The 12,647-nt window shown below is 61.2% G+C and carries 11 protein-coding genes; 6 read left to right on the plus strand and 5 right to left on the minus strand.

Features of this window, described 5'->3' with window-relative positions; all coding sequences use genetic code 11:
* The first annotated feature begins 106 nt into the window (after nucleotides 1–106).
* The 4 genes from GT571_RS09560 (at nucleotide 107) to GT571_RS09575 (ending at nucleotide 3,372) form a co-directional block, all read left to right on the plus strand.
* Nucleotides 107–367, plus strand: a complete 261-nt coding sequence (locus GT571_RS09560; RefSeq protein ID WP_161156917.1) for a HypC/HybG/HupF family hydrogenase formation chaperone — start codon at nucleotides 107–109, stop codon at nucleotides 365–367.
* Nucleotides 367–1,479 (plus strand): hydrogenase formation protein HypD, encoded by a 1,113-nt coding sequence (hypD, locus tag GT571_RS09565; protein ID WP_316370200.1) that lies wholly within the window; start codon nucleotides 367–369, stop codon nucleotides 1,477–1,479. Before GT571_RS09560 ends, hypD begins: the two co-directional genes overlap by 1 nt.
* Nucleotides 1,480–1,563: 84 nt before the next feature.
* Nucleotides 1,564–2,598 (plus strand): hydrogenase expression/formation protein HypE, encoded by a 1,035-nt coding sequence (hypE, locus tag GT571_RS09570; protein WP_161156919.1) that lies wholly within the window; start codon nucleotides 1,564–1,566, stop codon nucleotides 2,596–2,598.
* Nucleotides 2,599–2,703: 105 nt separating this feature from the next.
* Nucleotides 2,704–3,372 (plus strand): HAD family hydrolase, encoded by a 669-nt coding sequence (locus tag GT571_RS09575; RefSeq protein WP_161156921.1) that lies wholly within the window; start codon nucleotides 2,704–2,706, stop codon nucleotides 3,370–3,372.
* Nucleotides 3,373–3,785: 413 nt separating this feature from the next.
* On the opposite strand, the gene GT571_RS09580 is transcribed toward GT571_RS09575, so the two are convergent.
* From GT571_RS09580 to GT571_RS09595, 4 genes are all read right to left on the minus strand, one after another.
* Complete coding sequence (locus tag GT571_RS09580) at nucleotides 3,786–4,343, minus strand: hypothetical protein (protein WP_161156928.1); 558 nt, start codon at nucleotides 4,341–4,343, stop codon at nucleotides 3,786–3,788.
* A 237-nt stretch (nucleotides 4,344–4,580) separates the two neighbouring features.
* A complete protein-coding gene (locus GT571_RS09585) occupies nucleotides 4,581–5,117 on the minus strand; it encodes a PTS sugar transporter subunit IIA (RefSeq protein WP_117634515.1) in 537 nt (178 codons plus the stop codon).
* Nucleotides 5,118–5,257: 140 nt separating this feature from the next.
* Complete coding sequence (locus tag GT571_RS09590) at nucleotides 5,258–6,697, minus strand: glycoside hydrolase family 1 protein (RefSeq protein WP_161156930.1); 1,440 nt, start codon at nucleotides 6,695–6,697, stop codon at nucleotides 5,258–5,260.
* A gap of 170 nt (nucleotides 6,698–6,867) precedes the next feature.
* Nucleotides 6,868–7,860 carry a helix-turn-helix domain-containing protein gene (locus GT571_RS09595; RefSeq protein ID WP_161156931.1) on the minus strand — a complete coding sequence of 331 codons (993 nt, stop codon included), beginning with the start codon at nucleotides 7,858–7,860 and terminating at the stop codon, nucleotides 6,868–6,870.
* 114 nt (nucleotides 7,861–7,974) lie between these two features.
* Between GT571_RS09595 and GT571_RS09600 the strand changes: the two genes are divergently transcribed.
* Both GT571_RS09600 and GT571_RS09605 read left to right on the plus strand, forming a co-directional pair.
* Complete coding sequence (locus GT571_RS09600; RefSeq protein WP_161156933.1) at nucleotides 7,975–10,566, plus strand: glycosyl hydrolase; 2,592 nt, start codon at nucleotides 7,975–7,977, stop codon at nucleotides 10,564–10,566.
* Between the two features lie 164 nt (nucleotides 10,567–10,730).
* On the plus strand, nucleotides 10,731–11,585 hold the full coding sequence (locus GT571_RS09605; protein WP_161156935.1) for a MurR/RpiR family transcriptional regulator: 855 nt from the start codon (nucleotides 10,731–10,733) through the stop codon (nucleotides 11,583–11,585).
* Nucleotides 11,586–11,728: 143 nt separating this feature from the next.
* Here GT571_RS09605 and GT571_RS09610 read toward each other — a convergent pair whose 3' ends face one another.
* A complete protein-coding gene (locus GT571_RS09610; protein WP_055250846.1) occupies nucleotides 11,729–12,349 on the minus strand; it encodes a helix-turn-helix domain-containing protein in 621 nt (206 codons plus the stop codon).
* Nucleotides 12,350–12,647: the final 298 nt, after the last annotated feature.

Genomic DNA, 12,647 nt, shown 5'->3' on the forward strand with positions numbered 1-12,647 from the left:
CGTCTCACAGGTGTAACGCGTTTGCTCGTGACTCCTGCGAGCGCTACCATCAACTGATGGGTAATTAGGCGCCTATCCAGCGCAAAACGTATAAAAGGGGAACATTATGTGCCTTGCCGTTCCCGGTAAAGTGGTCAAACGCGACGACGACCTTAAGGCTACCGTCGACATGATGGGCATCGAGCGCCCCGTTTCGCTGCGCCTCGTGCCGACGGCACAGGTAGGCGACTATATTCTCGTGCACGCCGGCTTTGGCATTCAGATTGTCGACGAGCAGGAGGCGCAGGAGACGCTCGACCTGGTCAACACCATGACCGAACTGGTCGAAGAAGACCAGCTGGCCACCAACCCGACCGAGGCTTACTAGTGGCGGCCGGACAGCCGGCTCGCTCCGGTATCGACTTCTCGGCATTCCGCGATCCCAAGCTGGCTCGCGAGCTCATCGAGCACATCCGTGAACTCGTCGGCGACCGCACCATCAACCTTATGGAAGTCTGCGGCACGCACACCGTGAGCATCGGTCGCTATGGCTTTCGCTCCATTATGCCTGCCGGGCTCAAACTGCTGAGCGGTCCGGGTTGCCCCGTCTGTGTTACCGCCAACCGCGATATCGACCATGCAATCGCGCTCGCCAAGATGGACGGCGCCATCATCACCACCTTTGGCGACATGATGCGCGTGCCCGGGTCGTCTACCTCGCTCGCCGCGCAAAAGGCGGCGGGGCGCGATATTCGCATTGTGTACTCCCCGCTCGATGCACTCGATATCGCCGAACACAACCCCGATCGCCCGGTCATCTTTATGGGCGTCGGCTTTGAGACCACGACGCCCACCATCGCCGCCGCCATTTTGGAGACCGATGCACGCGGACTCCAGAACTTCTCGGTCTATTGCGCCCACAAGACCACGCCGCCGGCGCTGCGCGCCATCGCCAACGATCCCGAGACCACTATCGACGGCTTTATCCTTCCGGGACACGTCGCCACCATCACGGGCTTAGCCCCCTTTGACTTTTTGGTCGATGAGTTCGAGACCCCAGGCGTAGTCACCGGATTTGAGCCGGTCGATATTCTGCAGGGCATCTGCATGCTGGTCCAGATGGTTGTTGAGGGGCAGCCCGCAATCGACAACGCCTACCGCCGTGGCGTCAACGCAGACGGCAACCCCGTGGCGCGCCAGCTGGTCGAGCAGGTGTTTGAGCCATGCGACACCACGTGGCGCGGGCTGGGGCCGATTGCCAACTCGGGCCTTTCCATCCGCCCCGAGTTCTCGCGCTTTGATGCCCGCACTCGCTTTGACGTTCCCGTTGAGACGACGGTCGAGCCGCGTGGGTGCCGCTGCGGCGACGTGCTGCGCGGGGCCATTACGCCGAGCGACTGCCCTCTGTTCGGCCGCGCTTGTACACCCGAGCATCCCATCGGCCCCTGCATGGTGAGTTCCGAGGGCAGCTGTGCAGCATATTTCCGCTACCGAGGCTAATGGGTTCCGCCGCTCTAACGAACGGCGAGCCGGTCGACGCTGCACCTCACCCATATAATTCCGTCCTCGATTGGAGTTTTCGATATGTCCCGTACTGCCACCGATAGCACTGTCCTGTTGGGCCACGGCTCTGGCGGTCAGATGATGAAACGCATCATCGATGAGGTCTTTTTGGATGCCTTTGGGTCGCCCGAGCTGCTCGAGGGCAACGATGCCGGCGTCGCCGCGCTGCCCACGAGCGGGCGCATCGCCATGTCGACCGACAGCTTTGTAGTCTCGCCGCAGTTCTTCCCCGGGGGCAACATCGGCCGCCTCGCTGTATGCGGAACCGTCAACGACGTCGCGACCTCGGGCGCCAACGTACGCTACCTATCGTGCGGCTTTATCCTCGAAGAGGGCTATCCCATGGACAAGCTGCGTCAAATCGTGCAGACCATGGCCGAAACGGCGTGCGAGGCGGACGTGGCGATCATCACGGGCGACACCAAGGTGGTCGAGCGCGGCGGGGCCGACGGCGTCTACATCAATACCGCCGGCGTGGGCGAGGTGCCCGCGGGCGTGACGCTCAGCGGCGCCAACTGCCAGCCTGGCGATATCATCCTGGTGTCGGGTACACTCGGCGACCACGGCATCGCCATCATGAGCCAACGCGAGGGCTTGGCGTTTTCGAGCACCATCGAAAGCGATGCCGCGCCGCTCAACCACCTGATTGCCGATGTGCTTGCCGCAGCACCCGACACACGCTGCTTCCGCGACCCCACGCGCGGTGGCCTGGCGTCCACGCTCAACGAATTTGCGCAGGCCAGCGGCGTTGCCATGGAGGTCGACGAGGATGCCGTGCCCGTACGCCCCGACGTGCAGGCAGCCTGCGAGATGCTCGGCTACGATGTGTTGCAGGTGGCAAACGAGGGCAAGATGGTCGCCGTGGTGCCGGCCGAACAGGCAGATGCGGCACTGGCTGCCATGCGCGCCGCCCGCTACGGCGAGAATGCCGCCATTATCGGTCGCGTGCTGCCGCTTGCCGAGGACGCCCGCCCCGCCGTGCGCGTACGCACCGGCTGGGGCTCGACCCGCATCCTCGACATGCTCGTAGGAGAGCAGCTGCCGAGGATTTGCTAACGACAAAGGCTCAGGGCTATTAAAGATATTCAGATTCCAAACATGCCCGGCACGCATGCCCAGTATCATGGGGTGCGTTTTACAACTCAAGCGGCAGGAGCACCCATGGCAGCAGCTTTTTCCCATGTGATCTTTGATCTGGATGGCACCATCCTCAACACGCTCGAGGACCTGGCGGCCGCCGGCAACCATACCTGCGAGACGCACGGCTGGCCCACGTTTGCCGTAGACGAGTACCGCTACAAGGTGGGAAACGGCATGCTCAAGCTGGTCGAGCGCTTTATGCCTGCCGAGTATGCGGGCGACGGTCGCATGTTTGAGCAGACGCTTGCCGAGTTTAGGGCCTATTACGGCGAGCACAAGGAGGACCACACTGCCCCCTATGCCGGTACTATCGAGATGCTCGACCGCCTGCGCGCCGCGGGCGTGCAGCTTGCCGTGCTCACCAACAAGGACCACGTCTCGGCGGTTCCGCTTATCGAGAAATACTTTGGTTCCGAGCGCTTTGCGCTGGTGCAGGGCCGAGTCGATGCGTTTCCTCCCAAGCCCGAGGCGCCTGTTACGCTGCATGTGATGAAAGAGCTAGGCGCCGATCCGGCAACCACACTCTATGTAGGCGATTCCAATGTCGATATCCTGACCGGTCACAATGCCGGCCTCAAGAGCGCCGGTGTCAGCTGGGGCTTCCGCGGCCGCGCAGAGCTGGAAGCCGCCGGCGCCGACTACGTGGTGGACACACAGGAAGAGCTCGTGGCGCTGGTGCTTGGCGAGTAGCAGGGCTGTTGCTCAACGCGGCTGTAGCGATTCTGCCGCGCGGAAAGTGCATCCCGTTTCAGAGCAATATTCCGGGTCGCACTTTCCACAACCCACCCCATCCGGAAACCGCGACCCGCTATTCGGCCAAATACCGGCTCGTATTTTCCCGAGCATTCGATGCAACGCTGGCGCAAGGAGTGTCCCCAACTGCCGGCAGAAAAGGAACGTCCCCAAGTGCCGCCCCAATGACTACCATGGCAACGCCGCAGGTAGAGGACGGACAGCGAGCGGGCACCAGAGCGAACAAATTGGCATGAAAAGAGGACGGCATAGACCTTCTGGTCATGCCGTCCTCTTTGAATGACAAGTTGTCGCTCTGGTGCCCGCGCAGCGTCGAGCAGTTGCGGCGTTTGGTAAAACGCCGCAACAAACTAGCTCAGCATTGCATCCATCATCTCGGAGTTGACGGGGTCATCGGCAGACCACTCGCCGTCGCCGTTGCAGGTGTACTTGAAGATAACCGTGGTCTTCCTGGGCTCGGTTGCCTTGGTCACATCGACCATAACCTGACCTGCCATCTTGTACAGCTCGTCATCGGAAGGAACCGTATCAAGCGCGGCGACCTTCTCCTGATACTGGGTGGAGAAGTCCTCGACGATCTTGTTCATGGACTTGCAGGTGATGGAGACCTCGGCGGTCGCGACACCCTTGTCCTCGTCGACCGTCACGTCGCCGATCTTGTAGTCAAAGCCCTCGAGATAGGTCTTGGCGTACTCCTTGGGATCGATACCCAGCTGCTCGAACTCGTCGCCCGAAGCCTCCTCCAGACCAGAGAGGAAGTCGTCGCCACCGTTCTTGACCTCGTCAAACTGCGTCGTAAGATCCTCGGTGATGAGCTCCTCAACCGAAGGACCTCCACAGCCGGAAAGCACGACCACGCATGCAACCAAGACGACCATGAGGGGCGCAAGCAGCAGCTTCTTTTTCATGTTGTTCCTCCCAATGAGCGGCACCGCGCTTCCCAGACGCGGCGCACGTTGTAATAAGTAAGCCCATACTATCCACTTATGAACATCCTCGGCAACGCGAAGGCGCGGTCGGTTCGTTTTAGCGTCCGAACGGTTTGCAAGCCCGCCCAACGTGCAATAAAACGCTTCCCCGCGATGCAATAAAAAAAGGTGGCCGGAAAACCCGACCACCCTTGCACATCCTTTGGATGCCGCAGTTTACTTGCGGACGACCTTAACGATGGCGTCACCGGCGGCGACAGCGGAGTCGGCCTCGACGGCGAGTTCGACATCGGCAAACTCGGCGGTGTTGGACACGGCCACCACGACGCAGTCCTTGTAACCGGCAGCGGCGATCTTGGCGCGGTCGATCTTGAGCATGGGCTGGCCAGCCTTTACGACGTCGTCGGCCTTGACGAAGCCCTCGAAGCCATCGCCGTTCATGTTGACGGTATCGACGCCAACATGCACCAGAACCTCGATGCCGCTATCGGACTGCAGACCCACGGCGTGGCCCATGGTGACGGTCACCTTGCCGTCGCAGGGAGCGTAGACCAGATCGTCCTCGGGCCACACGGCGCAGCCCTTGCCCAGGACCTCGCCGCCAAAAACGGGATCGGGCACGTCGGCCATCTTGATGACCTTGCCCTTGACGGGCGAGCACAGCACGTCGGCGCCGGCAGAAGCAGAGATGGAGGACGGAGCAGCGGCAGCCGCGGGCTCAGCCTTCTTCTTGAACATGTCAAACAGACCCATACGTTTTCTCCTCTTGATTAAGCGCAACGTTATGCGCATGCCTATGGTGATTATAGTGCCAAATGGTTCAAATGCTAAGGTGGGGACTCGAATCGCGAGCCCATCCCAACGCTTTTCCCCGGTGGCACTCATATTGTCGATTAATCCAGGCCCTCGGCACCGTTGGACTTGATGATCTTCTGGTAGGCGTAGAAGCTGTCCTTGCGGCGTCGCTCGTAGGTACCGGTGCCGTCGTCGTACTTATCGACGTGGATGAAGCCATAGCGCTTGCGCATCTCGCCGGTGCCGGCGGACACCAGGTCGATGGGACCCCACCAGGTGTAGGCGATCAGGTCGACGCCGTCGGCAATGGCCTCGCCCATGGCCTTGATGTGGCTCTGCAAGTAGGCGATGCGGTACGGGTCGTGGATGGAACCGTCCTCCTCGACCTCATCGTAGGCGCCCATGCCATTCTCGACCACCATCAGCGGAATCTCGTAGCGGGCGTAAATCTCGTTGAGGGCGATGCGCAGACCCAGCGGATCGATCTGCCAGCCCCAGTCGGTGGACTCCAGATAGGGATTCTTGCCGCCAAAGGTCATGTTGCCCTCGGTCATCTCGTGATCCTTGTGGGTGCCCACGGTGCCGGACATGTAGTAGCTAAAGGTGTAGAAATCGACCTTGCCGTCGGCGATATCCTGCAGGTCACCGTCCTCCATCACAAGCTCGACATCGTTCTCGGCCCAGAAGCGCTTGGCATAGAACGGATACTTGCCGCGCACCTGCACGTCGGAGCAGTACCAGTTCATGGTATTCATCTCCTGCTGCGTGGCGAACACGTCGGCCGGATCGCACGTGGCGGCATAGGAGAGGATGAAGCAGTCCATGTTGCCTATCTTAAACTGCGGATAGTGCTCGTGGGCATAGCGCACGACGCGGCCGCTGGCGACAAACTGGTGATGCAGCGCCTGCATACGAGCCTGCGGCGTAGTATGGACCGCCGAAGCCGGGCCCTCAAAGCCCTGAATCATGCTGGTCTCAAAGAGGTTGCCCATGTCCTGAGTGCCGCAGTTGATCTCGTTGAAGGTGAGCCAGAACTTGACCTTGTCCTGATAGCGGTCGAAGACGGTCTGGCAGTACTTCTCAAAGAAGCCGATGAGCTCGCGGCTCGCCCAGCCGTTGTATTTCTCGACCAGGTGATAGGGCATCTCGTAGTGCGACAGGGTCACGAGTGGCTCGATATTGTGAGCGCGCAGGCAGTCGAAGACGCGGTCGTAGAAGGCGAGGCCGGCCTCGTTGGGCTCGGCGTCGTCACCGCTGGGGAAGATGCGGCTCCAAGAGATGGACATGCGGAACATGTTGAAGCCCATCTCGGCGAACAGCGCGATGTCCTCCTCGTAGTGATGGTAGAAATCTATGCCGTCATGGTTGGGGTAGAAGCGGTCGGGGTCGATGTCGATCGTAATCTGGCGCGGCTCCTTGTAGCTGCCACCCAAGAAGTGGTCGTCGACCGACGGACCGCGGCCGTCAACGTTCCAAGCGCCCTCAAACTGATTGGCGGCCGTGGCGCCGCCCCAATAGAAACCCTCGGGGAATCCCATAAGTGCCTCCTCGCTCATGCGTGTTGCTGATGAAACGAGTATGCCGCCGAGTCGCTCCAGGCCAGGGCGAAGGCGCCGATTTGGACACTTCTTTTCGCAGACGCGCGCTGCAACAGCGCTGCAGCTGAAACTTTTTGACACCGAAGGAGCGAAGACGATCCGCCCCGCGCTTACCGGCGGTATGCCGCGGGGGTGCAGCCATACTTGTCGTGAAACTTACGGTAGAAGAAGCTCATGTTTTCATAGCCCACCGCATGCGCAGCCGCCCCGGCCGTGGCGCCGCCGCGCAGAAGCTCGGCCGCACGTACCAGGCGTCGCTCCTGCACAAGCTGCCTAAAGGTCTTGCCCACATGCCGCTTGAGGAGCGCCGTCGCATAATTAGGGCTCAAGCCAAACTCCGCCGCCATCCCCTCGAGGGAGCACGCGGCGAATTCGCGATCGATATAGCCGAGCATTCCCGTCACCAGGGCAGTGGGCCCCGCCGCGCCGTCCGCCGCGCCGCGCACCAGCTCGCGCTCGTAGCAATCCATGAGCTCGGCCAAAAACAGCTGAAACAGACGCAAGACGATCTCGGGACCGTTGGGGCTCGGGTCGTACAGCTCGCAGAGCATCTCCTGCATGTAGCGCCGAATCCGACGGCTCTCGCCGCAGTAAAAACGGACATGGCCCCGATGGTCCGTCTCGCTGTTGAGCGCGTTGAACAAAAACCGCGAGACCGCGCTCTCGCGCGAGAGGCTCGACTCGAGACTCCGGCGCAAAAAAGAGCGTGAAACGGTCATGCTCAGCATGATGTCGTCCTCACCAAGCGCCGCCACGGCATGCGGGCAGAGGGCGTCGAGCAAAAGCACCTCGTTGCGGCCCAGCTCGAGCCTCTCCCCCGCCACCGTCTGCGGGCAGCGTCCGCGATACACATAGCTCAGCTCCACGTAATCATGCACGTGCTCGGGAACTGCATTAAAGCGCGAGTTTTTCCTTATCGTCAGGCCACGCGGCATGCCGGGCTGGGCATAGGCAAACCCTGGCTGCCCAATCTTGCGCACTGGGCATCCGTCGATTTCGACATGCTCGGTCATAATCGACCAATCAAATGCCATGCCGTCTTTATAAGCGATCTCACTGGTGCTCAGTTCGCTGAGCCTACGCTCGAGCTCGTCGATCTCCATGGCTTGCCAATCGTTGATTTAGTCATAGTTCGTCGTGATTCAGATATTAGCAGAACGCGCCGACGCGTCCATAATCTGTGCTATGCAGCAGATCGATCGAGCCAAGGAGAATCCATGACCGCGTACTATCAGCAGGTGCTCGAGGGCACATACGACAACCACGTGCTTCCGTTTTTGTGGATGAAGGGCGAGAGCCATAAGACCATTGCCGAGTATCTGGAAAAGATCGCCGGCGCCGACATCCACGAGGTCTGCCTCGAAAGCCGCCCACACCCCGATTTTTGCGGCGAGGGCTGGTGGCGCGACTTGCGCTTTGTCATTGACGAGTGCAAGCAGCTGGGCCTTAAGCTCTGGATCTTGGACGACGCGCACTTCCCCACGGGCTTTGCCAACGGCGCCGTCAAGGAGGCCGTGCCCGAGCTCCGCAAGATCGTGCTCACGCACCGCACGTTCGACATCGTGGGTCCCACGTCCGCCGCGAGCATCGCGCTCGCCAACATGCTCGACAAAACGGAGCGCTTCTACGGCGTGACATTTATGCAGGACGGCAGCCTCGTCGACGTCGCTTACCGAGTAATCGACGATGCAGACGGCAACCCCAGCCGCCTGGTCTTCGATGCACCTGCGGGCCTCACGCAGGCATGCGTGATGTTCACGAGCGGCAAGACCTCCTACAACGAGGACTACATCAATATGGTCGACCGCGCCTCGGTGGCGCAGCTCGTCGATGCTGTCTACGAGCCGCATTTTGAGCATCTGGGCGATGAGTTTGGCAAGACGATCCTGGGCTTTTTCTCCGATGAGCCCGGATTTGCCAACGAGAAGGGCACCACGGGCCCCGATGGCATCTCGGACACGCTCATCGGCAAGGCCACCGCGCCCCTACCCTGGTCGGCCGAGCTTGAGCGTCGCCTACGCGCGGCACTGGGCGAGCGCTACCTGGCCGAGCTCCCGCACCTGTGGGACCGCGAGCCGGCCGGCGCGCACGTACGCCACGTCTATATGGACATCGCGAGCACCCTCTATAAGGAGTGCTTCTGCGACCAGCTCGGAGACTGGTGCCGCGCGCGCGGCGTGCAGTACATCGGCCACGTTATCGAGGACAAGGACTGCCACGCGCGCCTGGGCGTGGGCGCCGGGCACTACTTCCGCGCCGTGGGCGGTCAGGACATGGCGGGCGTCGACATCGTGATCAACCAGCTGGTACCCGGCATGGACCGCGGCCTTCACAGCTACGGACGCGGCGTGTGGGACCTCGAGTTCTATAACTACGTGCTGCCCAAGCTGGGCTCCTCGGCAGCACACCTCGACCCCAAAAAGCAGGGGCGCTGCATGGCCGAGGTCTTTGGCGCATTTGGATGGCACGAAGGCCTACGCGAGATGAAGTGGATCGCCGATCATTTTTTGGTGCGCGGCGTCAATTGGTTTGTGCCGCATGCCTTTAGCATGGCCGCCTTCCCCGACTGGGACTGCCCGCCGCATTTCTATGCGCATGGCCAAAACCCCCAGTTTGCACACTTTGGGCAGCTCATGAGCTACATGAACCGTACGGCGAGCCTGCTGAGCGGCGGGCGCGCAACGACCCCGGTGGCGCTTCTCTACCATGCGGACGCCGAGTGGACAGGCGAGGCGAACTTTATGCAGCATGCCGCCTCCGAGCTTATGCGCGCGCAGGTCGACTTTGACATCGTGCCGGCAGAGGCATTTGAGGACGCAGGGCGCTATGCCGTTGAAATTGCCGCAGACGGTAGCGGCTTTGGCGTGAACGGCCAGGCATACCGCTGCCTGGTGATGCCCGGAGCCGAGTTTGTCGGCGGAGCCGTGCTCGACTTTGCCGCGCGCGCCGCAGCCGCAGGTGTTGCCGTGTACGCGCTGGATGAGTTGCCGAGCAAGCGCTACGACGGTGATATTGCAGCCCGCGAGGGCTTTGCCTCCGTGGATGCAGCCGCGGTCGCCGGCATCAAGCTCCTGGCAACCGCCGAGCTCGCAGGCACGCTTGCCGACGCCGGTATGCAGACCGTGGTTTGTGCCGAGTCCCAGCCCTGGCTGCGCGCACTGCGCTACCAGCGGGCGGGCGAGACCTATCTGATGCTCGTCAACGAGCATCCCAAGCAGGGTATCTCCACTCAGATTGCGCTTGCCGACGGCATACCCGTTGCAGGCGCGCGCCTCGACCTGCTCAACGGCACCGATCCCGCCGCCTTTGACGGCACGCTCGAGCTGGCTCCCTACGAGAGCTGCATCGTGGTCCTTGGGGCTACAGGTTCCGCCGGCGCGGCAACTGCTGGAGACGAAGCCACATGCGTCGACGGGCCCTGGGCGGTTGCCTTCTCTGCCCCTGGCACCGATGCCTTTGGCGAGTCTGTTGAGCTTGCAGACCTGCGCGACCTTTCCTCGGCCGAGTTCCCCGGCAAGGCCGGCACATTCCGCTACCGGGCCTCCTTTGTCCTGGGCGAAGCGGCCACCCGCACCGTCATCGACCTTGGCGAGGTCTTTGAGACCGCAACCGTCACCCTCGACGGCAAATCCCTCGGCACACGCATCTGTCCGCCTTACCGCTTTGAGGCCGGCGCGCTTTTGGCCGGTGAGCACGCGCTTACGGTTGACATCATCAACACCCTCGACCACGCCGTCCCCGACATGTTCGGCATGACCGAGCCCTCCGATCCCAGCGGCCTCTTGGGGCCCGTACGCGTGCTCGGATAGCAGCCCGAGCGCAAACAACTCGGGCAGGGCACGCCCTATGTTGAGCCCGCGCAGCGGCGAGCGGTCCGTCGTTCATAGACCGGCGGACCAAAACTCCCAGCCAAGCCGAACGTTTTATTTATCGCTATGATTGGTTTATCGCGACGCAAACGCATAGGAGCCATATGGATATCAGGCGAAAGATCACGCAGGGCAAAAGCCTCACCCCCACCGAGCAACAACTTGGGCGAACGGCCCTCGCCATGGGCGAGGATGTGCGCGGGCTTTCCATTAAGGAATTTGCCGCGTGCGCCAACGTTTCGGTCGCGAGCGTGCACCGCTTTTGCAAAAAGCTCGGCCTCGAGGGATTCAAAGACCTCAAGGTCGAGCTCATCCGCCAGGCGACCGAGGCGGGCAACCGGCGCGACGTGGACATCAACTTTCCCTTCGATGCCACCTCCACCCCTGCGCAGGTGATGGAGCGCATGGAGGGGCTCTACCAGACCACCTTGGCCGAAACGCAGGAGCTGCTCGACCCTGCACAGCTCGACCACGCCGCCAAGCTCATCATGCGCGCCGGCACCGTGGACATCTACACGGGCTCGCATAACCTGTATCCAGCGGGAATGTTCCGCGATCGCCTGCTTTCCGCCGGCAAAAGCGCGACGTGCCACGACAGCGTCGAGGCGCAGGTGCGCACGGCGCTCGCCTCGGGTCCCGACCATGTGGCAATCGTCATCTCCTACAGCGGCCTTGCCCCCAACCTCAAGGAGATCTTGCCGATCCTTAGCAGTCGACATGTCCCGGTCATCGTCATCGGCACGCCGCACTGTGCCCGCATTCACCCCGGCTTTGCCGCCTATCTCACGGTAAGCGACCACGAGAGCATGACGCACCGCATCACGCAATTCGCCAGCCATATCGCCGTGCAATACGTACTCGATTCGCTCTATAGCAGCTACTTTGCCAAAGATTACGCCCGCTGCTCCGAGTTCCTAGAGCGCTCGTTCCCCTACACCCGCCTGCCCGGACTCAAGTAGCGACGAGCGTGGATTTTTGGACACTCAGATAACGAGCGTGGATAATCTCCCACTTTGAGCCCACAAACAGGCTAAAAACGGGAGATTATCCACGCTCATTTTGGGTCCCCTGGGAACGCATGAGGAGGGCGGATAGACAGCCGTTATTTGCGAGGCGTCAGCGACGTAAAGAGTCCGTGTTGGTTGCAGTAAAGATATATCCTGCCGCGCCCGGTAATATGGAAGCGCGGCTGCACCGATTGCTCTGGATAGAGCTTCTTAAAGCAGATGCCGTCCATAGTCGCATATGCCACAAAGCTAATGTAGTGATCCTTGGTCATGGGATGATCGAGCGTGACGTACCAATCGTCCTCGATGCGCTCGATGGAAAAGGCGTGGTCCGCGTCCGGCTCTTCGGCCTCCTGGGGAAACATCGTGGAGCCACAGCAGCTAAAGCTGCCTTCTCCGAGCGCGTGCACAACGTTTCCGCAGATAGGGCAAACGTAAAAGACGCCTTTGAGCATATTGCCTGCACGGTTGGCGTTGGCCCGAATGTCACCAGCCAAAAGCTCAGCCACGCTTATGCCGAGTCTCTGGGCCAAAGGCTCAACGAGGGAAATGTCGGGAAGGCCGCGGCCGGATTCCCACTTGCTGACGGCTTTATCGGTCACGCCAAGGCTTTCCGCCAGGGCGCGCTGGGTGAGGCCGCGCTCTTCGCGCAGCTGCTTGATGGCATGCGCTGCCAAAAAAGTATGGGAGGCATTGGTTTGCCGTGTCTGGTTCATGGGCTGTCCAATCAAATTGAAGAAATGGAGTGAACCGGTTCGACAGTCAGTATCCATTTGAAGGCCAGGCTCGACAATCTACGCTGCGTAGACATGCGCCAATCGAACGAGCGCGGATTATTGGACGCTCATCCTGAGTAGTCATTTAAGAACGTCCCCAATGACTACTCATTTATGTCTGTCCCCAATGACTACCACGGCAACGCCGATGTTTTGGTAGCGACAGACACTATGACCCAATCCGAGGGCACTAAAAAGACAGGAGCCCCCGCTCGTGACCGCGGGTCGGGGCTGCGAC

This window comes from Collinsella aerofaciens, from assembly GCF_009876115.1.
Taxonomy (GTDB): domain Bacteria; phylum Actinomycetota; class Coriobacteriia; order Coriobacteriales; family Coriobacteriaceae; genus Collinsella; species Collinsella aerofaciens_N.